Below are 25,375 nucleotides of genomic sequence, written 5' to 3'. Positions count from 1 at the left end.
CCCTGGAGTGACCGCAGTGCCCGAACCCTCGCCCCGACGGCGGCTGCCCGCCGCCTCCTTGCTCCTCCTCGCCGTCCTGGCGGCGGCCTTCGTCGCGCAGGCCGTCGCCGCGCTGCGCCCGCACGTGCCGCTGCTGCTCGCCTCGACCGCCGTGTCCCTGGCGGTCGAGGGCGTGCTGTACCGGTGGCAGCCCGGGATGCTGTCGCTGTTCGCCAAGACGCACGCGGACATCACGGTCCGCCATGTGCTGCGCGATCTGCTGCTGGTGGTGGGCCTGCTGCGGCTCGGCGAACAGCACCGGGAGCCCCAGTACGCCCCGCTCGTCGCCGGCCTGCTGGCCTTCTACGCGCTGCACTGCGCGGTCCAGGCGGTGTCCGTCCTGGTCCGGCGCACCCGCACGCTGCCCGTGCTGACCCGGAACATCGACGCCTCCGCGCTGCGCCTGTCCCCCGCCCCGGCCGCTCTGCTGCGCCGCCCCGGCCATCGGCTGCTGCTCTTCGGCCTGCCCGCGACGGCCGGCCTGACGGCCACGGCGGTCACCGACGACGCCCGGTGCGCGGCGGCCGGTGTCGCGCTGGCCCTGCTGCTCACCTCCGCGGGGCTCGGCGCCCTGCTGCTGCGGCTGCTGCCCGGCCGGCGTCCGGCGGGCGAGCGGGAGGTGCTCGAGTGGTTCGACGCCTGGCTGGCCGAGTACCGGCCCACGGTCGGTCTGTACTTCTCCGGCGGTCCCTCCTCCGCCTACCAGGCGAACATGTGGCTGGAACCGCTGGCCGGGGCCGGCGGCCGGCCGGTGATCATCCTGCGCGAGCGGTTCATGGTGCCGCGGATCGCGGCGACCGACATCCCCGTGGTGTGCCTGCCGAAGGTGTCCACGCTGATGCGGCTGGAGCACTCCACCCTCCAGGTCCTCATCCACCCGTCGAACTCCGGCAAGACCTCCCAGGTGCTGCGCATCCCCACGATCAAGCACGCCTTCGTCAACCACGGCGAGAGCGACAAGCTGTCGTCCTGCAACCCCTACGCGAAGGCCTACGACGAGGTGTGGGTGGCCGGTCCGGCGGCGCGCGAACGGTACGCGCTGGCTGAGGTCGGGGTCGAGGACAAGGACGTGGTGGAGATCGGCCGCCCGCAGCTGGACGGCGTACGGCCGTACGCGGGCCCGCCGGCCGGGCCGGTCACGGTCCTGTACGCGCCGACCTGGGAGGGCTGGGACGGCCATCCGGGCAACACGTCGGTGATCGCGGCCGGTGAGAACCTGGTGCGGGCGCTGCTCGCGGACCCGGGGGTGCGGCTGCTGTACAAGCCGCACCCGCTGACCGGCTCGGTGGAGCCGCGGGCGGGCGCCGCCGACCGCCGCATCCGGGAGCTGATCCGGGCGGCGAACCGGGAGCGGTCCGGTCCGCGCCCGGCGCCGTCGGACGAACTGGCACGGTGCACAGCGGAGTTGGACCGGCTCACCCGGGCCGTGGTCCGGGCGGGCGCCGACCAGGCCGAGCGGATGCTCGCGCAGTCCGCGCCCGAGCCGGGCCGCGCCCAGGCGGTGGCGCGGGCGGCGGCGGCCTGGGAGGAGGCGTACTGGGCGTCGCTGCCGGAGTGGGAGCACCAGGTCGTCGAGGACGCCCGTCCCGCCCTGTACGCCTGCTTCAACGTCGCCGACGTGCTGATCAGCGATGTGTCGAGTGTGGTCAGCGACTTCCTCGCCGGCGGGAAGCCGTACGCGGTGGCGAACACCAGCGGGCTGTCCGAGGAGGCGTTCCGCGCGGCGTTCCCGACGGTGGCGGCGGCGACCGTCCTGACGCCGGACGCGGCCGGGGTGCCGGCCCTGCTGGAGTCGGTACGGCACCCGGAGAAGGACGAACTGGCTTCGGCCCGGGCACAGTTGAAGCTCCGCCTGCTGGGCCCGGCGGAGCCGCCGTCCCAGCGGCGCTTCGCCGGGGCCGTGCGCGCGCTGTGCACGGCGGCGGGGGAACACCGCGCCCGCACCGCGCACCGCCTCACCACGGAAGTCCCCGGCCAGCGCCGGGAGGCCGCCGCGCGGGCGGGCACCGGCCGCCGGGCCTGACCCGGGCGGCCGGCCGGGCCCGTACGGAGCCGGGACCCGGAGGCGCGGACGGCCGCGGTCCGTGGCGGGGCGCCGCGCGGTCAGGCCGGGGCGGCTGTCCCGCCCCGGGTGTCCTTGCGGGGCGGGGTCAGTGCGCGGCGGGCCTTGCGGGCGGCGCGGCGCAGGAGGGAGCCGATGCCGCCCTCGCGGTAGCCGGGGTGGGCGCGGGCCTCGCGGGGGGCGGCGAGGTAGACGGAGTCGGGGATGCCCGCCGCCCGGTCGCGGAAGTGCGGGTAGGCGAGGTAGACGCGGCGGCCCCGCCGCTCCAGCAGGACCGGTGCCCGCTTCCCCGCCCGTACGAACTCCAGGACGTCCGTGAGGAGTTCCAGCCGCCGCTCGGCCACCAGGTGCAGCCGCAGCCGCTCCTCGACCTTCAGCCGTTCGGCGACGCCTTCGGTCCAGTGGGCGTCCATCAGCGGCCGGGCGAGCAGGAGTTTGTGCCGCCGGACGTCGTCGCCGTCCTTGAGGAAGCGGGGGCCGAACTGCGGCAGCAGGGTGACCGTGAAGGGCCGCACCATGAGCTGGTCGCGCCGGGGGCCCGCGGGGACGAGGGCGGCGATGAGGTTCATCAGGGCGCGGGCGGAGTCGAACCGCAGGGTGTAGCCGCCGCTCTTGGTGACGTGTTTGCCGTCGTCGCGGCCCACCAGGTAGTAGCAGGTGTAATCGGCGATCACGGAGACGCCGTCCGCCCGCAGGTACGCCTCCATGGTGAACAGCGCGTCCTCGCCGGTGTACAGGGACTCGTCGAACCGTATGCCGTGCCGGTCCAGCAGGTCACGGCGGAACAGTTTCTGCGCGCTGAGCGTGAACTTGATGGGGGAGGAGAAGACGTCGGTGCGCTCCAGCGTCTCGCCCCACATGGACTTCGGCGCGTTGCGGTTGACGCCTTCCACCCGGCCCAGCACGACGTCGGTGCCCGCGCGGTCGGCCATGGCGACCATCCGCTCCAGGGCCTCGGGGCCCAGCCGGTCGTCGGCGTCCAGGAAGAAGACGTAGCGCCCGGCGGCCTTGTCCAGGCCCACGTTGCGCGGGCCGCTGGGGCCGCCCGAGTTCTCCTGCCGGAGCACGGTGACCGGCATCGGCGCGCGGTCCGCGAACTCCGTCAGGTACTCCCCCGTGCCATCGGTCGAGCCGTCGTCGACCGCGATGACCTCGATGCGCTCCGGGTCGATGGTCTGCGCCTCGACGGAGGCGAGGCACTCGACCAGATACGGCATCGCTTCGTACGCCCCGATGACGACGGTGACATCAGGCTGCGTCACGGTCACGTTTCCCCCTCGTTACGGGATATTCATCCTGTATCGCCTCATTCGCTACTTGATAGACGGGTGTTCGAGGTGAGGGGTTGCCCGGCCCCGCCGCTTTAGTGGGTCACGTCACAGGCGAGGCCCGCTCGGTCCCGCGTGCCGCCGGACATCCGAAAGGGCCCGGCCCCCGAAGAACCAACTCTTCGGGGGCCGGGCCCTGTTGGGCTTACGGGACCGGTCAGCCCGCGTTTATGCCGTCCGTCTCGCCGGGCGCCGACGCCCGCTGCACGGGCACCGCGTCCGCCAGCTCCACGCCGGGTCCGCCGACCGTGATGCGGGACTCCTGACCGAGGTTGCGCGTCTCGGCCTTCAGCGCGAGCTGCGCGACCGCCGCGTTGAACTGGACGATGGAGGAGGGTTCGTCCGGACCGAGCAGGTAGCGCTTGAGTTCCCTGCGGTCCTCGGCCAGCGGGTCGGCGGCCGGGACGCGGACCGCGTCGAGCAGTGCGCCCAGCTCAGCCGCGCCGTTGGAGAGGATCACCGCGGCACGCACCGCCGTGTTCTGCCGCTTGAACTCCTCCGCGCCCAGCTCGGCGGAGTCCGTGACGGCGTAGGGCTTGCCACTGGCGATGAAGTCGGACACCACGCTGGAGATGTCGGAGACCATCGCGTCGGAGACGTTGAAGCAGTCGTACAGCAGCGGCCGGGCACCGGTGATGACGCGGTGCTCCCAGTCGGGGAAGGAACGCCAGTACGCGGCGTTCCACTCGACGCGCAGCCGTGCGGCCTCCTCGAACCGGGTGACGTCGACCAGTCCGTCGCGGGTCGCCTCGGCCTCGTCGCCCTTGTCGGTGCCGACGGCCAGCTCGGCCAGCCGGGCCTCGATGCGCGCCAGTTCGGCCCCGGCCCCGGCCTGGGCGGCGGTGTCCGCGGTGAAGCGGGGGTCGGCGGCGCGCTCTGCGGCGGCCTTCTCGATCAGCGCGGTGATCCGCTGGTGGGCGGCCTTCGCCTGGGCGCTGCGGGTGCCGGTGAAGGGGTGCGGCTTGTACAGGACGCGTACCGCCGGGTCCGCCTCGACCAGCCTCCTCACGATGTTCTCGCCGGCCAGCAGGATCGAGGTGTTGCCCGGGTTGTCGTCCCAGCCCTCCCAGGTGGGGGCGTACAGGACCGTGGGCATGCGGTCGTCCGGCACGCCCTGCCAGGTCTGGATCGGGGCCAGCTGCGGGCGGCCGACCTCGACGATGTCGTCGTCGCGGACACCGACGTCGGCGATGGCGTAGCGGTCGCGGCCCGCGCGGCCGGCCGTCCACACCTCGTCGTAGACCTTGCTGAACGGGTTGACGCTGGCCAGCTTGTCGCTGTCGCCGTGGCCGATGAAGACGTGCTTCATGGTGGGCACGCGCAGCAGGTGGATGTTCTTGCCCACGTTCGCCGCGTACAGCGCGACCCGCACCGTGGACAGGTCCATGTTCATCAGGTGCACCCCTCCGGGCACGCAGACGACGGGGACCGTGGTGGGCGCCAGCTTCTCCAGGATGACCCGCTCGCGCAGGATGACCAGCGGACGGGTGTCCAGCTGCGCCATGGTGTCGAGCCACATGTTGACCTGGTAGGCGGAGTCCTTGGAGCCGGAGAAGTACAGCACGGTCTCCGGGCGGTACTCGCGCAGCCAGACGTCGACCGCCTCCAGCACCCTGTCGGCGTTCGGCGGGATCTTCCGGCCGCGCACGTAGGGCACCAGGACGGCGACGTACAGGGTGCTCAGGGCCAGCGTGACGCCGATGCCGGCGTAACCGGCGGCGGCCGACTCCAGCTGCGCGCCGACGAGTATGCCGACGACCGCCGCGAGGTCGAGGTGGAGCATCTTCTCCGCGGCGCGGTTCAGCAGCGCGTGCGGCGGGGCGTCCGGGATGCGGATCCGGGAGGCCAGGTCGACGTTGCGGGTGGCGACCGGCATCCGGCGGCGGTTGCGGATCAGGGTGGTGAGCGCGCCGTGCGGGGCCTGAAGACCGTAGAAGACGATGAAGCAGGCGATCGCCCCGTAGTAGATCAGGTTGTCCGCGAGGGACAGGCGGGCCAGCAGCAGGATCAGCAGCAGCTGTCGGATCAGGAAGCGGATCGACAGGCCGGCCCGCACCTTGCTGAGGCGGTTGACCAGGTAGCTGCCCTTGCGGTGCAGATAGTGGTCCGCCAGGTACGTCACGGCGGCCGCCGCCGCGAAGGCGGGAACGCTCGGGACGAGCGCGGCCAGCATGAGGCAGGGGAAGCCCAGCATCATGAGGACCGCCGCGGCCAGCTCGGCCGCGCTGCCCACCCGGGCGACGCGAATAGCGGTGGATATCACGGAGAACCTGCTCTTGGAGGGAGAGTGCCGGTTTTTTCGCCTACGGGTAATCCGGGAGGTACGGATTCAGGCCCCCACGAAGTCCCGTCGCTGGACTGCGTTAACGGGAGACCGCGGAGGCCTGAATTACCGGAGGCTATTTGACGCCGATTATTACACGCCGTCCTGACGGTCCAGCACCGAGGCCAGCGCCTGCTCGAACCCCGAGGCGCGCGCCGCGCCCGCCGTCGGGTCCTGCTGGCGTACGTCGATGACATGGCCGGTGAGCTCGGACAACAGCACGTCCAGCGACGTACGGGCCACCGCCTCGGAGGAGAGCAGGCTGCCTGCGGGCTCCTGGCCGAAAGCCTTGGTGCGCATCGGTGTGGCGGTGCGCTCCGGGTTGATGCAGTTCACCCGGACGGCGTCACCGGCCCACTCGTCGGACAGCGCCTGGGTGAGGTTCACCATCGCGGCCTTGGTCGAGGAGTACAGGCTGTACTCGGCGCGCCCGCGGGTGTAGCTGCTGGAGGTGTACAGCAGCAGCTGCCCCTTGGTCTCGGCCAGGTACTTGTACGCGGACCGGGCGATCTGCACCGGGGCCAGGTAGTTGACCTTCAGCGCCTCCTCGATGGTGGCGTTGTCGGTCTCGGCCAGCTTGCCGATGCGCAGCACGCCCGCGGTGTTGACGACGTAGTCGATGCGGCCGGTCTCGGCGTACGCCTTGGACAGGGCGTCGTCGACCTCCTCCGGGTTCTCCACGTGGGTGCCGGTGGTGGAGCGGCCCAGCGCGTAGACGGTGGCGCCGTAGGACTCGGCGAGGGCGGCGATGTCCTGGCCGATGCCGTACGAACCGCCGAAGACGACCATGGTCTTGCCGGTGAGCAGTTCGCGGTAGGCCGCCTCCCCCTTCTGCTCGGGCGTGGCGGTGGAGGCGAGCTGGAAGAGCTTGTCGGCGATGAAGACGTCGACGGGCTGGGTGACCTTCATGTTGTACTCGTCGCCCGCGACGACGTGGATCGGCACGTCCGGCAGGTACTTGAGCACGACCGAACAGTCGTCCGTGGCCTGGAAGTTGGGGTCTCCGGCGGCGACCTCGTAGGCGCGGCGGACGGTCGACAGCTTGAAGGCCTGCGGGGTCTGGCCGCGGCGCAGCCGGGAGCGGTCCGGGATCTCGGTGATGAACTCGCCGTCCTCGCCGTGCGTGCGCGTGACGATGATGGTGTCCGCGGACGGGATGGCCACGTCGACGGCCTGGTAGCGCTCCAGCGCGGTCACGCAGTCGTCGATGACGCGCTGCGACAGCAGGGGGCGCACGGCGTCGTGGAAGAGGACGTTGCGGTCCTCGCCCTCGGCCAGTCCCTCGCCGAGCGCGGCGATGGCCCGCTCCGTGGTCTCGTTGCGCGTGGAGCCGCCCTCGATGACGCGCGTGACCTTCGTGAAACCGGCCTTGGCGACGATCTTCTCCACGTCGGGCACGTATCCCGGCGCCATCAGCACGATGATGTCGTCGATCGAGCCGGCCTTCTCGAAGGTGGCCAGGGTGTGCTCGATGACTGCCTTGCCGGCGATCTTCAGCAGCTGCTTGGGGATCGACAGACCCACCCGCTGACCGGTGCCACCGGCCAGGATCACTGCGGTGGTACGGGGCTTGGCTATGTGCTGGGACACGGGTGACCTACCTCGGGGCGTCAGGGAACCTGGAAATGGTCCCACTTGTGGTTACCGCAGTGCAAGGTGAGCGACCTCCGCCGCATATGTGCGCGCAACCTGTCATTCACCTGAGATCCCATGGGGCTTGGTGACGGTTCCCCGGACACTCCGCGAATTGCTGTGAGTAACTCCACAGGAGTTATGTCATTGCCGTGTGTGACACCGGTGACACGCGGGCGCCTCCAGCGCGGGCCCAGCCGTTTCGGGGGTGAGCCGCGGCTCACCCGCGGGCGCCGGGGCGTCCGGTACGGCGGGCGGCAGGCCGGGGCCGCCGGGCGCGCACCCCGTGCCGCCGGTCCGCGCGGCCGTCCCGGCGCCGGTCCCGGCGGCGGCCTCGAGCGCCCATTGCGGCGTATGGGTCTTCACGTCCTGCGGGGCGGGACTGCACGAGTTCTCCATATGCGCGATCGCGCCGTGCCGCACGAGCCGCGAATACGACTTCTCCGGAAGATCATTGCCGCGGAATTCCTTATCGGGATTCCGCGGCGTCCCGGTCCCGGCGGGAGCCGGGGAACGGTTCGCGGTGACCGCGGGGCGTTCCCCCGGTCCGGGAACCGCTGCCGCCTGCGCCCGGCCCGTGACGACGGGGTCCCCCGTCGTCACGGGCGGGCGCAGGCGGCGAGGACGGCCTCGACCGGGTGCCGGGCTCCTCCCGTCGGGCGCGGCTCAGACCAGGTGGACGCCGGGCCGGCCGGCCTCGACCCGCAGCCTGGCCAGCGTGCTCGGCGTGGCCCGCGGCTTCACCACCGTGTCGACCACCCGCACGCGCGCGTCGATGGCGTCGCGGCGGATGTCGAACAGGTGGTAGCCGCAGTGGGCGTCGAGCAGCTTCCAGTGCGGGTTGTCCGCGCGCCGCGGGTCCCACTGCGTGCGGAAGGCGGCATGGTCGCGGTCGCCGCCGCTGGAGATGGACGTGCCGACGAACTCGGCGCCCACGACGGCGGACCCGGGGTCGGCGAAGTCCGCCTTGAGGTCGCTGACCATCGTCAGATGGCGGTCGCCGGTGAGCACGACGGGGTTGCTGACCCGCCGGAACTCCCTCATCAGGGCGTTGCGTTCGGCCTGGTAGCCGTCCCAGGCGTCGTAGTACCAGAGCTTGCCCTCGCCCACCTGGAGGTCCGTCTCGGCCATCATGATCTGGGAGGCGATCAGGTTCCAGCGGGCGGGCGAGAGGCGCAGCCCGCTGATCAGCCAGCGCTTCTGCTCGGCGCCGAGCATGGTCAGCGAGGGGTCCTGGGCGCCTTCCTGGCTGGTGGCCTGGTCGCTGCGGTACTGGCGGGTGTCCAGCACGTTGAGCCGGGCCAGGCGGCCGAAGTCCAGGCGGCGGTGCATGCGGATGTGCGGACCGTCGGGGACGGCGGTGGCGCGTACCGGCATGTGCTCGTAGTACGCCTGGTAGGCCGCCGTCAGCCGCTTCACGAACGCGTCGTGCGGCTGCTTGCCGGGGTCCTGCGGGATCTCGCCGGCGAAGTCGTTGTCGACCTCGTGGTCGTCGAAGGTGACCACGAAGGGGGCGTTCGCGTGCATCGCCGCGAGGTGCGGGTCGGAGCGGTACTGGGCGTACCGGTTGCGGTACTGGGTGATTCCGTACGGCTCGGCGGTGCCCTCGTGGCGCCGTACGCCGGTGGCCGACGGCGCCGACTCGTAGATGTAGTCGCCGACGAACACCACGACGTCCGGGTCCTGTTCCAGCATGTCGGCGTACGGGGTGAAGTAGCCGTGCTGCCAGTTCTGGCAGGAGGCGAGCGCGACCCGCAGGGTGCCGCCGGAGCTGTGCGCGGCGGGCGCGGTACGGGTGCGGCCGACGCGCGAGAGCTGCCCGCCGGCGCGGAAGCGGAAGTAGTACGTGGTGTCCGGGCGCAGTCCGCGCACGTCCACGTGGACGCTGTGTCCGTAGGCGGGGCGGGCCTGGGCGGTGCCCTCGCGGACGACCTTCCTGAAGCGGGCGTCCTGGGCGATCTGCCACCGCACGGTGACGGTGCGGTCGGGCATGCCGCCGCCGTTGAGCGGGTCCGGGGCGAGCCGGGTCCACAGCACGATCCCGTCCGGCAGCGGGTCGCCGGAGGCGACGCCCAGGCTGAACACGCCGTCGGGCAGCGGTCTTTCGGCCGCGTGGGCACTGGTCGGCAGCCACAGGTGGGCGGAGGCCGCGGCGCCGAGCACGGCGGCGCCTGCGGTCAGTACGCGGCGGCGGTCGGGCTGAACTGCTCCGGTCATCGGCGAACTCCCCTGCCTCTGATGTCTCTCGGACACTGGGAAGCTCGCCGTCCGGGCGGTCCGCCCGCTGAACACGGCGGATCGCGTGCATGACAAGGAGAGAGACAACAGAAAACCCGCCGCGGCACGGGAACGCCCCGTTGCCGCGACGGGTCGGCCAGGTGAGCGCCGGGCGACGGCCCGGGCCGGACCGGCCTAGAAGGGTTCGAAGTCGTCGTACTCCCGGTCCGCCTCGTCCCGCTCGGCCTGCCGGTCGCGTCGCCGCTGCGCCGCCGGGCGGGGTGCCTCGAAGCGGTGGTCCTCGCCGCGCCGGCCGAGCATCTCCGCGCCGGACGTCAGGGACGGCTCCCAGTCGAAGACGACCGCGTTGTCCTCGGGACCGATGGCGACGCCGTCGCCGGAGCGGGCCCCGGCCTTCACCAGCTCCGCCTCGACACCGAGGCGGTTGAGCCGGTCGGCGAGGTAGCCGACGGCCTCGTCGTTGTTGAAGTCGGTCTGGCGGACCCAGCGTTCGGGCTTCTCGCCGCGCACGCGGTACAGCCCCTCGTCCTCCTGGGTGACGGTGAACCCGGCGTCGTCCACGGCCTTGGGCCGGATGACGATCCGCGTCGCCTCCTCCTTCGGCCTGGCGGCCCGCGCCCCGGCCACCAGTTCGGCGAGCGCGAACGACAGCTCCCGCAGGCCCAGATGGGCGACGGCCGACACCTCGAAGACGCGGTAGCCGCGCGCCTCCAGGTCGGGCCGCACCATCTCGGCGAGGTCCTTGCCGTCCGGCACGTCGGTCTTGTTGAGGACGACGACGCGCGGACGGTCGCCGAGGCCGCCGTACTGCCGCAGCTCCTCCTCGATGATGTCGAGGTCGGAGAGGGGGTCGCGGTCGGACTCCAGCGTGGCGGTGTCCAGCACGTGCACCAGCACGCTGCACCGCTCGACGTGCCGCAGGAACTCCAGCCCGAGACCCTTGCCCTGGCTGGCCCCCGGGATCAGACCCGGCACGTCGGCGATGGTGTACACGGTCGACCCGGCGGTGACGACCCCGAGGTTCGGCACGAGGGTGGTGAACGGGTAGTCGGCGATCTTCGGCTTGGCGGCGCTGAGCACGGAGATCAGCGACGACTTGCCGGCGCTCGGGTACCCCACCAGCGCCACGTCGGCGACGGTCTTGAGCTCCAGGACGATGTCCCGCAGGTCCCCCGGCTCGCCGAGCAGCGCGAACCCGGGCGCCTTGCGCCGCGCGGAGGCGAGGGCGGCGTTGCCGAGCCCGCCCCGGCCGCCCTGGGCGGCGATGTAGGACGTCCCGTGCCCCACGAGATCGGCGAGGACGTTGCCCGCCTTGTCGAGGACGACGGTGCCGTCCGGCACGGGCAGGACCAGGTCCTGGCCGTCCTTGCCGCTGCGGTTGCCGCCTTCGCCGGGCTTGCCGTTGGTGGCCTTGCGGTGCGGGGAGTGGTGGTAGTCCAGCAGGGTGGTGACGGACTGGTCGACGGTGAGGATCACGTCGCCGCCGCGTCCGCCGTTGCCGCCGTCGGGGCCGCCCAGCGGCTTGAACTTCTCACGGTGGACGGAGGCACAGCCGTGGCCTCCGCTACCCGCGGCGACGTGCAGCTCGACGCGGTCCACGAAGGTGGTCATGGGGGTGCCTCCAGCACTACGAGAACGTACGGATCTGTTGTCGGTCCAACACGCGAAAGGCGGACCCGCCTTCCCACCGGGGAAGTGAGGTCCGCCTCGCGAAAGCTTCCGATCAGGCGACCGGAACGATGTTCACGACCTTGCGGCCACGGCTCTTGCCGAACTCCACCGCACCGGCCTGCAGCGCGAACAGCGTGTCGTCGCCGCCACGGCCCACACCGGCGCCCGGGTGGAAGTGGGTGCCGCGCTGGCGGACCAGGATCTCACCCGCGTTGACGACCTGACCGCCGAAGCGCTTCACGCCGAGGCGCTGAGCGTTGGAGTCACGACCGTTCCGGGTGGACGATGCGCCCTTCTTGTGTGCCATCTCTCCTCAGTCCCTTACTTCGCAGCCGCGGGGATCTCAGTGACCTTGATCGCCGTGTACTGCTGGCGGTGGCCCTGACGACGGCGGTAGCCGGTCTTGTTCTTGTAGCGCAGAATGTCGATCTTCTGGCCCTTGTGGTGGTCCACGACCTCGGCCTGGACCTTGATCCCGGCCAGCACCCACGGGTCGCTGGTCACGGCCTCGCCGTCGACCACGAGCAGGGTCGAGAGCTCGACCGTGTCGCCGACCTTGGCGGTGGAAATCTTGTCAACCTCAACGATGTCACCGACAGCAACCTTGTGCTGGCGGCCACCGCTGCGCACGATGGCGTACACGCGGGTCTCACTCTCACTCGAAGAACGGCACCCCCGCAGGCCAGCCGCCCGGCCGAGAACACGGACGACCTCTCCCAGGCACCGCGGCACCCGGAAGGAAGAGGTTTACGGGGATGTGGCGGCCCCGATGGACACGCCGACAGTCAAGGTTACGGGGCCGGGCCTGAGGGGTCAAACCGGGCCCCGCCCGGTGCCGGCGGGCGGGCGGTCGGCCGCGACGCCCCCACGGCGCCACCGAGCGCCCCCGTCCTCCCCCCGTATGCTCACCGGGCCGAGTGAGACAGGGGAAGGCGAGAACGTGAACTACAGGGTCCAGCCCAGCGCGCAGGTCGACGCGAGTGCCGAGATCGGCGGGGGAAGCAGTGTGTGGGAGCTCGTGCAGATCCGGGAGGGGGCGCGGCTGGGCGAGAACTGTGTCATCGGGCGCGGCGCGTACATCGGCTCGGGTGTGCGGATGGGCGACAACTGCAAGGTGCAGAACTACGCCCTCGTCTACGAACCGGCCGAGCTCGGCGACGGGGTCTTCATCGGCCCCGCCGTGGTGCTCACCAACGACCACAATCCGCGGTCGGTGACCCCCGAGGGCAAGCAGAAGCGCGGCGGCGACTGGGAGGCCGTGGGCGTGCACATCGCCGACGGGGCCTCGATCGGCGCGCGGTCGGTGTGCGTGGCTCCGGTGCGGATCGGGCGCTGGGCGATGGTCGCGGCCGGCGCCGTGGTCACCAGGGACGTGCCCGACTTCGCCCTGGTGGTCGGTGTTCCGGCCCGCCGGGTGGGCTGGGTGGGCCGGACCGGGGTGCGGCTGGTGGAGCGGGAGGCCGAGCCGGGCACCTGGGAGTGCCCGCAGAGCGGCAGCCTGTACGACGAGAGGGACGGCGTGCTCGTCGAGCGCGGCGCCTGAGCGCCCCGCACGGCTGCCGGGACCGCCCGGTGCGGGCGGTCCCGGCAGCGGCGGTCAGCCGCCGATGACGACCCTGCGGACGCCCTTCCAGGCCTCCGGGTCGGTGGTGCGGCGCCCGTCGACCAGGACCGTGACGTCCGGCAGGTCGGCGGGGGTGAGCGCGCGGTACTCGGCGTGGTCGGCCTGGAGGATCGCGGCGGTGACCTTCTCCCCGGCGTGCGGGGTCAGGCCCAGGGCGGACAGTTCCCCGGCCGTGTACAGGGGGTCGGAGACGTACGCGACGGCGCCGCGCGCCTCCAGGGCCGCCACCGTCGGGAAGACGCCGGAGAACGCCGTCTCCTTCACTCCCCCTCGGTAGGCCGCGCCCAGCACCAGGACGTTCACGCCGGTCAGGTCGCCGTACGCGGCCGCGAGCAGGTCGACGGCGTACTCGGGCATCGCGGCGTTCGCCTCGCGGGCGGAGCGCACGACGGTCGCGGCCGGGTCGTTCCACAGGTACATCCGCGGGTAGATCGGGATGCAGTGGCCGCCGACGGCGATGCCCGGCTGGTGGATGTGGCTGTAGGGCTGCGAGTTGCAGGCCTCGATGACCTTCTTGACGTCGATGCCGTTGCTGTCGGCGAACCGCGCGAACTGGTTGGCCAGGCCGATGTTGACGTCCCGGTAGGTGGTCTCGGCGAGCTTGGCCAGCTCCGACGCCTCCGCCGTGCCCAGGTCCCAGACCCCGTTCGGGCGCGGCAGGTCCTCGCGGACCTCGAAGTCGAGGACCGCCTCGTAGAACTCCACACCGCGGGCCGCCGACGCCTCGTCGATGCCGCCGACCAGCTTCGGGTAGCGGCGCAGGTCGGCGAAGACCCGGCCGGTGAGGACGCGCTCGGGCGAGAAGACCAGGTGGAAGTCCTCGCCCGCGGTCAGCCCGGAGCCCTCGGCGAGCATCGGCGCCCAGCGGGTACGGGTGGTGCCGACCGGCAGCGTGGTCTCGTACGAGACGAGGGTGCCGGGCCTGAGCCCCTGCGCGATCGCCTTCGTGGCGGAGTCCATCCAGCCGAAGTCCGGCACGCCCTCGGCGTCGACGAACAGCGGGACGACCACGACGACCGCGTCGGACACGGCCACCGCGGCGGCCGTGTCCGTCGTCGCGCTCAGCAGGCCGGCGTCGACGGCCCGCTTCAGCTTCACGTCCAGGTCGTGCTCGCCCGGGAAGGGCTCGACGCCGGCGTTGACCAGCTCCACGACCTTCTCGTTGACGTCCGCGCCGATGACCCGGTGGCCCTTGGCGGCGAACTGCACGGCCAGCGGAAGCCCGATCTTGCCGAGCGCTACTACACAGATGTTCATGGTCGGTCGTTACTTCCTCTTGGAACCGCGGACGAGAGTGGCCTTCACCCGGGAGGCCAGGGACTTCTTCGGCGGGTACATCCGCGCCGTGGCGATCACCACGCGGCCCTTGTCGTTGACCAGGGCGGCGGCCCGGTAGGGATCCTCGTGGCGGCCCCAGCGGCGGGCCAGCGGCATGGGCTTGTCCTTGCCGCGCACGGGAATCTCGTACGTCGACCCGGCGACGTCCACGTAGAGCCGGACGCCCAGCTTGACGTCGCGCGGCTCCAGCGGGACACGGGCGTGCAGCACCGTGGCGGCGCCGTCCCCGGCGGGCTCGGCGGTGATGTCGCCGGCCGGTGCCGGGAGGGCGTGCCCGTCCGGCAGTTTCCTGGCGCCGGGCTTGTCCGCCTTCGCGGGCATGGCTCCGTGGACCAGCCGCAGGGCCGCGCCGTCCAGGTCGCCGAGGACGCCCACCCGGACCGAGGCGGTGTAGGCGATCCGCTCGCCCTCCTGCTCCCAGCCGGAGGCGAGCAGTTCGGTGCCCTGGGCGAGCCGGCCCGGGACCGCCTCCCCGACGAGCTCGTAGCAGCGGTCGGGCAGCCCGATCCGGGGATCGCGGAAGCCGGGGTAGCGGGCGTAGGCGCGGTCGCCCTCGACGACGAACGGCGGTGCCCCGTGCAGCTTCTCGGAGGTGATCGCCTCGCACAGCTCGTCGACCGCGCCGGCCCGGGCCAGGCAGATGCGCACCCGGCGCTTGACGTCCATCGCGTCCCGGACGGCGTCCGTGAAGTAGGCGTCGGCCAGCCGCGCGATGCCCGCGCAGAGCTCGCGCCGGAGCTCGGGGTCCAGGGCCGGGAAGTCGTCCTGGACGAGCTTGGCCAGCTCCCAGGTGAAGTGCCGGCGCAGGACGGCGTCCCGCTCCGGGCCCGGCTCGAGGAGCCCGGCGGTGAACTCCATGATCTCCGCCGTGCACCGCAGCCGGGACAGGTGGTCGGCCCGGTAGGTGATGTTGCCGGCGTCGCCCCGCTTCACCGCGTAGTAGCAGGTGTAGTCGGCCACCACCGAGATCTTCCGGGCGCGCACGCACGCCTCGATGGTGAAGGGCTGGTCGCTGCCCACGGGCAGGTGCTCGGGGAAGCGCAGCTTGTGCCGCTCGACCAGGTCGCGCCGGAACAGCTTGGTGTTGGCCAGGGTCCACGGCAGCGCGGAGCCGGTGAGCCCGATGTCCGGGTCGTTCTTCTTGTACAGCGCCTGGTGGACGTACCGGCCGTTGGTGCCGACCATCTTGCCGGCGACGACGTCCGAGCCGTGCTCGTCGGCGCAGGCCACCATCCGCTCCAGCGCCTCCTCGCCGAGGTGGTCGTCGGAGCCGACGAAGTAGACGTACCGGCCGGTGGCGATGTCCAGCGCCCGGTTGCTGGGGGCCGCGGGACCGCCGGAGTTCTCCTGGTGGATCACCTTGACGGTGCCCGGGTACCGCTCGGCGAAGCGGTCGAGTTCGGCGCCGCTGTCGTCGGTGGAGCCGTCGTCGACCGCGACGATCTCCAGGCGCTCCCGTCCGATGCTCTGCCCCACGAGGGAGTTCAGGCACTCCGTCAGATAGGGCATCGTGTTGTAGACCGCGACGATCACACTGACGTCGGGTGCGCCGCTCATGCCTGCGTCTCCGCCTCTCCGCGTCCGGCCGCGGGCCGGTCCCCCCTGCCGGGCAGCAGCCGCGAGTAGACCGCGTCCAGCCGCTCGGCCTGTGCCTCCCACGTCCACTGGTCGAGCAGTCCGCTCGCGTCGTACGCGGCGCGGTACCGGCCGGTGTCACCGAGGACCGTCTTCAGCGCACGGGCGTAGTCCTCCAGGTCCTCGGCCCGGAACACCTCGCCCTGGCCGGTCTGTTCGACCATCGCGCCCATCGTCTTCACATCGCTGACCACCAGCGGCAGCCGGGCGTGGGAGTACTCGAAGAACTTGGTGATGAGGGCGATCTCGTGGTTCGGCCAGTGGTGGATCGGGATGACACCGACGTCGGCCGTCGCGAGGAAGCGCGCCACCTGGTAGTGCGGCACGTACGGCAGGATGTGCAGCCGGTCGCCGACGTTCAGCTCCTCGGCACGCGCGCGCAGCGTCCTCATGTAGTCGGACTCGGTGTTGAGCACGACGAACACGGTGTGCACCTCGGGCAGGTGCGGCAGGGACTCGACCATGATGTCGAGTCCGCGCTGCGGGGCGGCGGAACCGCTGTAGACGGCGAGCGGCACCTCGGGCCCGACACCGCACAGCTCCCGCAGGTCCGGCACCGGTTCGGCGGCCTGCTCGGGCGAGATCTCCCCGTCGGGGGCGTTGAGCACGACGCCGGGGCGCTCCGCCAGCCGGTGCCGTTCCTGGAGCATCCCGGCGAGCGTGTCCGACACCGTCACGACGGCGTCGGCGTGGCGGGCGTACTCGCTCTCGTGCGCGCACTGGGCGACGTGCCAGCGCGGGTGCGGGTTCCACGGCTTGATGCCGGGCAGGAACTCGTGGGCGTCCCAGACGAGTTTGACGTCCCGGCCCTTGGCGCGGGCGCGCAGCGCGGCGCGGGCGCCGACCCCGAGCATCCGGAAGTCGTTGGCGTGGATGAGGTCCGGCTTCAGCTCGTCGACGACCTTGCCGTACGCCAGCTCGAAGTCCCACAGGTGCGGGTCGAGCCTGCGCCAGGCGCGGTCGCCCATGGTCCTGCGCCAGAAGGCGGTGGTGAAGCGGTCCAGCGCCGAGTCCATGCTCTTGCGCCGCTTCTCCAGCGCCTGGGTCCTGGCGTACCGCAGGGTGACCCAGGACTGCGTCAGCCGGGCGGCGAGCCGGGCGGGCAGCAGCCGCAGCCGGCCGAGCGCCGAACCCTGCTGCCGGGCGAGGATCAGCCGGATGTTGAGGTCGGCGCGCCAGGCCTTGACCTTCTGCCGGCGGTACGCCGCCAGCGGGCCGGGCCGGTAGGCGAGCGGGGAGCGCAGCACCGCCCGCCGGTACTCGTGGCGGCGGCGGAACAGCGGCCCGGGCACGTGCAGCAGCCGGACCTCGGCCTCCCCGATCCGCCAGCGCTGTTCCTTCTTGCCCTTGGTCCGGCCCAGCAGGACGACGTCCCAGCCCGCCTCGGCGGCCGAGCGGGCCTCCTTCTGCACCCGTGAATCGCCGTTGACCCCGTTGTCGACGAGCATCAGGATCCGGCCGCGGGTGGGCCGGGCGGGCGCCGTGCGGTTCTCAGCAGGCATGGGTCGTCAGGTCCTCCGACTCGAGCGAGACGCTGCGGTTGTCCGCCGCGGATTGCAGTACAGCGGCCGCGACCTCGACCGTGCGCAGGCCCTGGCGGAGCGTGCAGATGTCGGCGGGCTTGCCGAGCACCGCGTCGCGGAAGAGCTCGTGCTCGACGAGGAGCGGCTCGCGCTTGGGTATGGCGTAACGGATCATGTCGCCCTCGGCGACGCCGCGGAAGGCCTGGAGGGCCTCCCACTCGGTGGCCACGGCCGAGTTGGAGTGGAAGGTCAGGTCCGCGGTGAGGGTGTCGGCGATGAAGCAGCCGCGCTCGCCGGTGACCGAGGTGAAGCGCTCCTTGAGCGGGCTCAGCCAGTTGACCAGGTGGTTGACCATGGTGCCGTCGTCGAGGCGGCCGACCGCGGACACCATGTCCTCGTGCGGACGGCCGCTCTTGGACACGGTGTGCGCGGCGATGGAGACGTACTCGCGGCCGGTGACCCAGCCGGTGAGGTCGATGTCGTGGGTGGCGAGGTCCTTGACCACACCGACGTCCGCGATGCGGTGCGGGAAGGGGCCCTGCCGGCGGGTGACCACCTGGAAGACCTCACCGAGTTCACCGGCCTCCAGCCGGGTCCGCAGCGAACGCAGCGCGGGGTTGCACCGCTCGATGTGGCCGACTCCGGCCACCAGGCCCCGCGTCTCGAAGGCCTCGACCAGACGGCGCGCCCCGGCCACCGTGTCGGCGACCGGCTTCTCGATCAGCGCGCAGACGCCGGCCGCGGCGAGCTGCAGGCCGACCTCCTCGTGCAGGGCCGTGGGGCAGGCGACCACCGCGTAGTCGAGGTCCAGGCCGAGGAGTTCCTCGACGGTGGCCAGGACGGGCGCGCCCTGCGCGGCGCCGTTCCTGTCGCCCATCGGGTCGACGACGCCGACGAGGTCGACGCCCTCCAGGCCGGACAGGACGCGGGCGTGGTGGCGCCCCATGGATCCGAGGCCGACGAGTCCGGCCCGCAGTCGTCTCGCGGTGCTCATTCCCGCTCCCCCAGGTCGTTCACGGCGGCCACGACGCGTTCCAGGTCGCCCGCGGACAGGCCGGGGTGGACGGGCAGCGAGACGACCTCGGCCGCCGCGCGCTCGGTCTCGGGCAGGTCCCAGACGCGGCCCGCCTTGCGGTCCGGTTCCCAGTACGGCTTCAGCCGGTGGATGGGGGTCGGGTAGTACACGGCGTTGCCGATGCCGGCCTCGGTGAGGCGGGCCATGGCGGCGTCGCGGTCGCCCCGGACGCGCACGGTGTACTGGTGGTAGACGTGCCGGGCGCCCTCGGCGACCGTCGGGGTGACCACGTTCGGCGCGGTGATGTGCTCCGTGAGGTAGGCGGCGTTGGCGATGCGCCGCTCGGTCCAGCCGTCCAGCTTGGCGCGCTGCACCCGGCCGATCGCGGCGGAGACGTCGGTCATCCGGACGTTGGCGCCCACGATCTCGTTGGCGTAGCGCTGTTCCATGCCCTGGTTGCGCAGCAGGCGCAGGGTGCGGGCGAGCTCCGCGTCGGCGGTGCTGACCATGCCGCCCTCGAGGCTGTGCATGTTCTTGGTCGGGTAGAAACTGAACGTTCCGGCATCGCCGAACGCCCCGACCGGTGTGCCGTGCAGCGCGGCGGCGTGGGCCTGGCAGGCGTCCTCGACGACGGCCAGCCCGTGCCGTTGCGCGATGGCCGTGATCCGGTCCATGGCGGCCGGGTGGCCGTACAGGTGGACGGGCATGATCGCGGCGGTGCGCGGGGTGAGGGCGGCCTCGACGGCCGCCGGGTCCAGGCAGAAGCTGCCGGCCTCGATGTCGGCGAAGACCACGTCGGCGCCGACGAGCCGTACGGCGTTGGCGGAGGCGGCGAAGGAGAACGACGGCACGACGACCTCGTCCCCGGGGCCGATGCCCAGGGCGAGCAGTGCCAGGTGCAGCGCGGAGGTGCCGGAGTTGACGGCGACGCAGTGCCGGCCGGCGACGAGTCCGGCGAACTCCTCCTCGAAGGCGGCCACTTCCGGACCCTGTACGACCCGTCCGCTGCGCAGGACGCGTACCGCGGCCTCGATCTCCTCCTCGTCGATGACGGGCCTGGCGGCCGGTATCAGCTCATGGGCGTCGGTCATCGACGTCCCCCTCCTCGTTCGGCGACCTCTGCGGCCCACCACGATGTGGACCGGGATGGGACCGGCCCCGTGAGGGGGGCGGTCCGTGCCCGTGTCTTCGGAAGTTCGCAGGCTGCTGTCGGTGCCGAACGGTTCCCGCGCGGGCTCCGCCCCCCGGAGAGCCACCCGCGGAAGGCGGCCGCCGTCCGCGGGGCGGAAGGTTCGGCCGAAGCAGTCGGCTGCGGTCCACGACGAGCGCAAGATCAGCGGTCGGGACCGCATTTACGTTACCAGCACATTTGCAGGAAGTATCCGCGGAGTTACCACAGAGAGATGTTCCGCCTGCCGGGCCGCGACAGCTCCCGGCACCCGCGCTGATCCGTCGCGCCGACCGGGTGACATGCCCTGGTCGGGGCCACGGCAAGAGGGCGGGAGGTCACGACGGAGCGCGGGACACCGGTGGCTTCCGGTGTCCCGCGCTCCTGGATGCGGGCCCGCCCCGAGGGGCGGACCGGTCACTCCTGCGCCGAGGCCGTCACCGACGACGACGGCTGCTGGGCTGCGGCCGCGGTCTTCTTCGACGTCGCCTTCTTGGCGGTCGTCTTGGCGGCGGCCGACTTGGCGGTCTTCGCCGTCGTCTTCTTGGCCGTCGTCTTCTTGGCGACGGTCTTCTTGGCCGTCGTCTTCTTCGTGGCGGCCTTCTTCGCCGTGGCCTTCTTGACCGCCTTGCGGGCGGTCTTCTTGGCCGGAGCGGCCTCGGCCTCCGCGGCCTCCGCCGGCTCCGCGGCCTCCCCGGCCTCCCCGGCCTCCCCGGCCTCCGCAGGCTCCGCGGCGGGCGCGGGCTCCTCCGCCGGGGCCGACGGGACGACCACGACGGCCGTCTCCTCGGACGCGGTGGACGTGGTCGGCTTGCGCACCGCGCGACGGCGCGGACGGGCCGGGGCCTCGGACTCGGCCGGTGCCTCGGCGACCGGCTCCGCGGGCTGCGGCTCGGGCACCTCGGCGACCGGGGCCGCGGGCTCCGCGACCGTCACCACCGCGGTCTCGGCCCCCGCCGGGGAACCGGCCGGCGCGGACGCCTTGCGGGTGGCCCGGCGCCGCGTACGGCCCTTGGGCGCGGCCTCCTCGGCGGCCGGGACCTCGGTCACCGGCTCGGGGACCACCGCGTCCTCGACGGCCGCGGGCTCGGCCAGCGCCTCGGCTGCCGGCTCCGGCCGCACCGGGCGGGCGGCCTCCTCGGCCGCCGTCACATCCTGCGCCGTCGGGACCTCGGCCACGGCCGTCACGGCCTCCCCGGCCGTCACCGCGGGCTCCGCCTCCTCGTCCGCCCCGGTCCTCTCGGCCCGCTGCCGGCCGGCCCCGGCGCTCTCCCGCTTCGGCGCGCCCGCCGGTGCCGACACCCGCCGGCTCGCCCGGCGGCGCGTACGCCCACGGGTGGCCGCGGCCTCCGCCTCGGCGGCGCTGCTGTACAGCTCCTCGTCCGGGACGAACTCCGGCGCCGGGAGCGCGACCGGCTCGGCGGCCTCGGCGGCGACCTCGGCCACCGTTTCCGCCTCCGCCTCCGCTTCCTCCTCGGCCGTCTCGACGCTCGCGGCGGTCTCGTGCTCGTGCGGCTGCTCGGCCGCACCGGCCCGCGCCCGCTTCCTGCGCTTGCCGCCACCGCCGACGGCGGCCGGCTGGTCCAGGTGGACGATGACACCGCGCCCGTTGCAGTGGACGCAGGTCTCCGAGAACGACTCCAGCAGGCCCTGGCCGACCCGCTTGCGGGTCATCTGCACCAGGCCCAGCGAGGTCACCTCGGCGACCTGGTGCTTCGTACGGTCACGGCCCAGGCACTCGAGGAGGCGCCGCAGCACCAGGTCCCGGTTGGACTCCAGCACCATGTCGATGAAGTCGATCACGATGATGCCGCCGAGGTCGCGCAGCCGCAGCTGACGCACGATCTCCTCGGCCGCCTCCAGGTTGTTCCTGGTGACCGTCTCCTCGAGGTTGCCGCCCTGACCGGTGAACTTGCCGGTGTTGACGTCGATGACGACCATCGCCTCGGTCCGGTCGATCACCAGCGAACCGCCGCTGGGCAGCCAGACCTTGCGGTCCAGCGCCTTGGCGAGCTGCTCGTCGATCCGGTACGTGGCGAAGACGTCGACCTCGCTGGTCCAGCGCTGCAGCCGGCCGGCCAGGTCGGGCGCGACGTGGGAGACGTAGCCGTGGATGGTCTCCCAGGCGTCGTCACCGCTGACGACGACCTTGGTGAAGTCCTCGTTGAAGATGTCCCGCACGACCCGGACGGTCATGTCCGGCTCGCCGTACAGGAGCGTCGGCGCGCTGCCGCCGCCGTTCCGGGAGTTCTTCTTGATCTCTTCCCACTGCGCCTGCAGCCGCTCGACGTCCCGGCGCAGCTCGTCCTCGCTCGCGCCCTCGGCGGCGGTGCGCACGATGACGCCCGCGTCCTCGGGGACGACCTTCTTGAGGATGGTCTTCAGCCGGGCCCGCTCGGTGTCGGGCAGCTTGCGGCTGATGCCGGTCATCGAGCCCTCGGGGACGTACACGAGGTAGCGGCCCGGGAGCGAGACCTGACTGGTGAGGCGGGCGCCCTTGTGGCCGATCGGGTCCTTGGTCACCTGCACCAGGACCGGCTGGCCCGACTTCAGCGCGGACTCGATGCGGCGCGGGCCACCCGACATGCCCAGCGCCTCGAAGTTGACCTCACCGGCGTAGAGCACGGCGTTGCGGCCCTTGCCGATGTCGATGAAGGCGGCCTCCATCGACGGCAGCACGTTCTGCACCTTGCCGAGGTAGACGTTGCCGACGTACGAGGTCGCCTGCTCCTTGTTGACGTAGTGCTCGACGAGCACGCCGTCCTCCAGGACGCCGATCTGCGTACGGTCGCCGTACTGGCGGACCACCATGACGCGCTCGACGGCCTCGCGGCGGGCCAGGAACTCGGCCTCGGTGATGATCGGCACCCGGCGGCGGCCCTGCTCACGGCCTTCGCGACGGCGCTGCTTCTTCGCCTCCAGACGCGTGGAGCCCTTGATGGACTGCACCTCGTCCGACGGCTCGGCCGCCTTGCGCGGCTCGCGGACCTTCACCACGGTGCGCTCGGGGTCGTCGGTGGACGGCTCGGCCTCGCCACCGCTGTCACCGGCCCGGCGGCGCCGACGCCGGCGACGACGGCTGCTGGAGCCGGCGCCGGAGTCCTCGGACTCCTCGTCGTCCTCCTCGGCCTGCTCGGCGGTGTCCTCCGCGTCCTGGGCGGCCTGTTCGGCGGAGACGCGCTCGGTGTCGGCGTCCGCGTCCTCACCGCCCTCGGCGTCGGTCTCGGCGGACTCACCGCGCCGGCGGCGCCGGCCACCGCGGCGACGGCGCCGGCGCGAACCGGAGCCCTCGCTCTCGTCCTGGTCGTCGGCGTCGGCGTGGTCCTCGGCCGGTTCCTCGTCCTCCTCCGCCTCGTCCTCGGTCACGATCGCCTCGGACACGGTCGTCCCGGCCGCCGGGGCCTCGGCCTCATCGCCCGCACCCCGGCGCCGACGACGGCGGCGGGAGGGGGCGGGCTGCTCCTCCGGGAACTCCTCGGTCTCCTCCGGCTCCACCGGTTCGGCGACCTCGGCCGCCGCCTCGGCGGCGGCCCGCTCCGGGGTCTGGAAGCGCGGCTCGGTGAACACCGGCGGCTGGAACACCGCGACGGCCGGACGCGCGGGACGCCGCGACGAGGTCTCGGCCTCCTCGGACCCGGCGGCCCGGGCGGAACGCGCGGGCTCGGCGAATCCGGCGGCGGCCTTGCGGACCACCCGGCGACGACGCCGCGGGGCGGCGTCCTCCGCGGGGGCCTCGGTGCCCTCGGGCGCCTGCTCGGCCTCGGTCACCGGGGCTTCCTCGGCAGCCGGGGCCTCCTCGGCGGCCTGGGCGGTCCGTGCGGACCGGTCCGCTTCGCCTGCCTCGTCCGCCTCGCCCGCCGCGTCCTCAGCCGGCTCGGCGGCCACCGGCGCACCGGCGGGCGCGGAGGCACGACGCGAGGCACGACGCCGGGTACGGCGCGGGGCGGCGTCCTCGGGCGCACCGGCGGTTTCGGTGGATCCGGCGGTTTCGCCGGTGACGGCGGTTTCGGCGGTCCCCGCGTCCGCGGCCGACGCCGCGGGCCCGGACGCTGCGGCGCTCTCCGCGCTCTCGGCGGCGGCGGTCGCCGTCGGCGAGGTCGCGGTGCGCGTCGCGCGGCGCCGGGTGCGGCGCGGGGCGACGTCCTGGGCGGGCGCCTGGACCTCGGGCGCCTCGGCTGCCTCGGCGGGAGTCGCGGCCGTCCCGGCGACGACGGCCTCGGGGGTTCCGGTCGCCTCGGCGGTCGCCGTCGCCGAGGTCACGCTGCGCGTCGCGCGGCGCCGCGTACGCCGGGGAGCGGCGTCCTCGGTCGTGTCGGCGGCGACGGCGGCCGACTCGGGAGCCGGAACGGTCCCGGGCGCGACCTGCGACGCCGGTACCACGGTCTCGGCGGCCTCCACCGACGCCGGTGCCCCTGCGGGCGCGGCCGCGCGGCGGACCACACGACGGCGCCGGGGCGCGGCGGGCTCGGGAGCCTCCACGGACCCCTCCGCCTCCGCGGCGGGTATGGCCGGCGCGACGATCTCGGCCGTCGTGCCGTCCGCGTTCTCGGCGTTCTCGGCGTTCTCGGCGTTCTCGGCGTTCTCTGCCGTCGCGGCGGGCGGGCCCGCCGGACGGGACGCGGCACGGCGCCGCCGCCTCGGCGGCAGGGTGTCGCTGGGGCTGTTCGGTTCGGAGCCCTCGGTGGGCTCGATCGGTTCGAGCATGCGGGCGTTTCTCCCGTCAGGCTCCCGGGCGCCGCACCCGGACCGGCGATGCCGGTGACGTCCGCGGCTCGCGCGGTGCGCGGCTGCCGCCGTCCGGGGCGCGGGCGCCGCACGGGAGCTCTCTGTGTCCTGTCTCGCCGGTTCCGTACGCCGAATGCGCACGGCCTGGCGAAAGTCTTGTGATCGGTGCGCTGCCCGACCCAGGTGGCTCCTGAGGTCGAGGGCGGCGCTTACGACGTCCGTCCCTACGCGGGACCTTCCTTACGCCGACGCCGTCGCGGCGGCAGTGGCGCCGGCCGGATGCGGCTCGGTCGCTGCTGCCTCGCGGTCGGGCGCGAGCGGGTCGGTCACCGTGCCGGTCTCTGCATCGAACAGCCCCTGCGCCAGCCTGGTCACCGCTACGGGGACCGGCGGCGCCAGGTCGGCCACGGCGCGGAGACCGGACAGGACGTCGTCGGGTCGTACGGCAGGCGTCACGTGCCGAACAACCAGCCGCAGTATCGCACAGGGCCGACCGGTCGGCCTATCGGCCAGGGACGAGTGCGTCTCCACGCTCCGGAGCGCCACGACCGCCGAGCGGGCGTCGAAGGTACGGACGCCGTTCTTGGTCATGCGCTGGACCTCGACGGTTCCGGCCGCGTTGAAGGCGTCCGCCGCACGGCGGGCGTCCTCGGGGGCGACACCGTCCAGCCGCAGCTCCCACACGGAGGCCGTCAGCCGGTCGGCGAGCCCCGATGCGCGGGCCTCGACCGCCTCGACGATGTCGAGCCCGGCGGGCATCGACGCGTCGAGGAGGACCCGGAGCCGCTCGGGGTCGCGCGCCTCGGTGAGCGCGATCTCCAGATACTCCGCCTCACTGCCCGTGCCGGTGGGTGCGGCATTGGCGTACGACACCTTCGGGTGGGGCGTGAACCCCGCCGAGTACGCCATCGGCACCTCGGCACGGCGCAACGCACGCTCGAAGGCGCGCTGGAAGTCACGGTGGCTGGTGAACCGGAGGCGGCCGCGCTTGGTGTAACGCAGTCGGATGCGCTGCACCGCGGGTGCGGGCGGCGGGCCTTCGGGCTGTCGCTTG

Annotated in this window: 16 protein-coding genes; 2 read left to right on the top strand and 14 right to left on the bottom strand. The window is 72.9% G+C overall.

The annotated features are described in order from the left end of the window. Positions 1 to 16 precede the first annotated feature (16 nt). Positions 17 to 2,062, top strand: coding sequence for a hypothetical protein (locus ACF07S_RS05470; RefSeq protein WP_391962477.1), 2,046 nt, complete (start codon positions 17 to 19; stop codon positions 2,060 to 2,062). An 80-nt stretch (positions 2,063 to 2,142) separates the two neighbouring features. On the opposite strand, the gene ACF07S_RS05465 is transcribed toward ACF07S_RS05470, so the two are convergent. The 7 genes from ACF07S_RS05465 to rplU form a co-directional block, all read right to left on the bottom strand. After that, positions 2,143 to 3,369, bottom strand: coding sequence for a glycosyltransferase family 2 protein (locus ACF07S_RS05465; protein WP_391973493.1), 1,227 nt, complete (start codon positions 3,367 to 3,369; stop codon positions 2,143 to 2,145). 217 nt (positions 3,370 to 3,586) lie between these two features. Continuing rightward, positions 3,587 to 5,662, bottom strand: a complete 2,076-nt coding sequence (locus ACF07S_RS05460; RefSeq protein ID WP_391973605.1) for a hypothetical protein — start codon at positions 5,660 to 5,662, stop codon at positions 3,587 to 3,589. 183 nt (positions 5,663 to 5,845) lie between these two features. After that, positions 5,846 to 7,342 (bottom strand): D-ribitol-5-phosphate cytidylyltransferase, encoded by a 1,497-nt coding sequence (locus ACF07S_RS05455; RefSeq protein ID WP_391962134.1) that lies wholly within the window; start codon positions 7,340 to 7,342, stop codon positions 5,846 to 5,848. Positions 7,343 to 8,050: 708 nt separating this feature from the next. After that, positions 8,051 to 9,601: an alkaline phosphatase D family protein gene (locus ACF07S_RS05450; protein WP_391973492.1), complete on the bottom strand. Its 1,551-nt coding sequence runs from the start codon at positions 9,599 to 9,601 to the stop codon at positions 8,051 to 8,053. A gap of 195 nt (positions 9,602 to 9,796) precedes the next feature. After that, positions 9,797 to 11,233: a GTPase ObgE gene (obgE, locus tag ACF07S_RS05445; RefSeq protein WP_391962136.1), complete on the bottom strand. Its 1,437-nt coding sequence runs from the start codon at positions 11,231 to 11,233 to the stop codon at positions 9,797 to 9,799. A 112-nt stretch (positions 11,234 to 11,345) separates the two neighbouring features. After that, positions 11,346 to 11,600 carry a 50S ribosomal protein L27 gene (gene rpmA / locus ACF07S_RS05440; protein WP_356315084.1) on the bottom strand — a complete coding sequence of 85 codons (255 nt, stop codon included), beginning with the start codon at positions 11,598 to 11,600 and terminating at the stop codon, positions 11,346 to 11,348. Positions 11,601 to 11,614: 14 nt separating this feature from the next. Further along, positions 11,615 to 11,935, bottom strand: a complete 321-nt coding sequence (gene rplU / locus ACF07S_RS05435) for a 50S ribosomal protein L21 (RefSeq protein WP_030217740.1) — start codon at positions 11,933 to 11,935, stop codon at positions 11,615 to 11,617. 298 nt (positions 11,936 to 12,233) lie between these two features. Between rplU and ACF07S_RS05430 the strand changes: the two genes are divergently transcribed. After that, entirely contained in the window at positions 12,234 to 12,836 is a 603-nt protein-coding gene (locus ACF07S_RS05430) for an acyltransferase (protein ID WP_391962137.1), read from the top strand. 54 nt (positions 12,837 to 12,890) lie between these two features. On the opposite strand, the gene ACF07S_RS05425 is transcribed toward ACF07S_RS05430, so the two are convergent. From ACF07S_RS05425 to ACF07S_RS05395, 7 genes are all read right to left on the bottom strand, one after another. Next, entirely contained in the window at positions 12,891 to 14,174 is a 1,284-nt protein-coding gene (locus ACF07S_RS05425) for a nucleotide sugar dehydrogenase (RefSeq protein WP_391973491.1), read from the bottom strand. 9 nt (positions 14,175 to 14,183) lie between these two features. Beyond that, the gene (locus ACF07S_RS05420; RefSeq protein WP_391962139.1) at positions 14,184 to 15,812 is read right to left on the bottom strand and encodes a glycosyltransferase family 2 protein; all 1,629 of its coding nucleotides are present in this window, start codon (positions 15,810 to 15,812) and stop codon (positions 14,184 to 14,186) included. Then, positions 15,809 to 17,392, bottom strand: a complete 1,584-nt coding sequence (locus ACF07S_RS05415; protein WP_391962140.1) for a glycosyltransferase family 4 protein — start codon at positions 17,390 to 17,392, stop codon at positions 15,809 to 15,811. The genes ACF07S_RS05420 and ACF07S_RS05415 overlap by 4 nt, the downstream gene beginning before the upstream one ends. Further along, positions 17,382 to 18,407 carry a Gfo/Idh/MocA family protein gene (locus ACF07S_RS05410; RefSeq protein ID WP_391962141.1) on the bottom strand — a complete coding sequence of 342 codons (1,026 nt, stop codon included), beginning with the start codon at positions 18,405 to 18,407 and terminating at the stop codon, positions 17,382 to 17,384. Before ACF07S_RS05410 ends, ACF07S_RS05415 begins: the two co-directional genes overlap by 11 nt. Further along, positions 18,404 to 19,519 (bottom strand): DegT/DnrJ/EryC1/StrS family aminotransferase, encoded by a 1,116-nt coding sequence (locus ACF07S_RS05405; RefSeq protein WP_391962142.1) that lies wholly within the window; start codon positions 19,517 to 19,519, stop codon positions 18,404 to 18,406. The genes ACF07S_RS05410 and ACF07S_RS05405 overlap by 4 nt, the downstream gene beginning before the upstream one ends. A gap of 494 nt (positions 19,520 to 20,013) precedes the next feature. Beyond that, positions 20,014 to 24,300: an Rne/Rng family ribonuclease gene (locus ACF07S_RS05400; protein ID WP_391973490.1), complete on the bottom strand. Its 4,287-nt coding sequence runs from the start codon at positions 24,298 to 24,300 to the stop codon at positions 20,014 to 20,016. A gap of 261 nt (positions 24,301 to 24,561) precedes the next feature. Beyond that, positions 24,562 to 25,338, bottom strand: coding sequence for a TIGR03936 family radical SAM-associated protein (locus ACF07S_RS05395; RefSeq protein WP_391973489.1), 777 nt, complete (start codon positions 25,336 to 25,338; stop codon positions 24,562 to 24,564). Positions 25,339 to 25,375 lie beyond the last annotated feature (37 nt).

The organism is Streptomyces sp. NPDC016640, assembly GCF_043076215.1.
In the GTDB taxonomy this organism is placed as follows: Bacteria; Actinomycetota; Actinomycetes; order Streptomycetales; family Streptomycetaceae; genus Streptomyces.
Note: the sequence above shows the minus strand (reverse complement) of the source record. Positions and strands in the feature narration are given on the sequence as shown.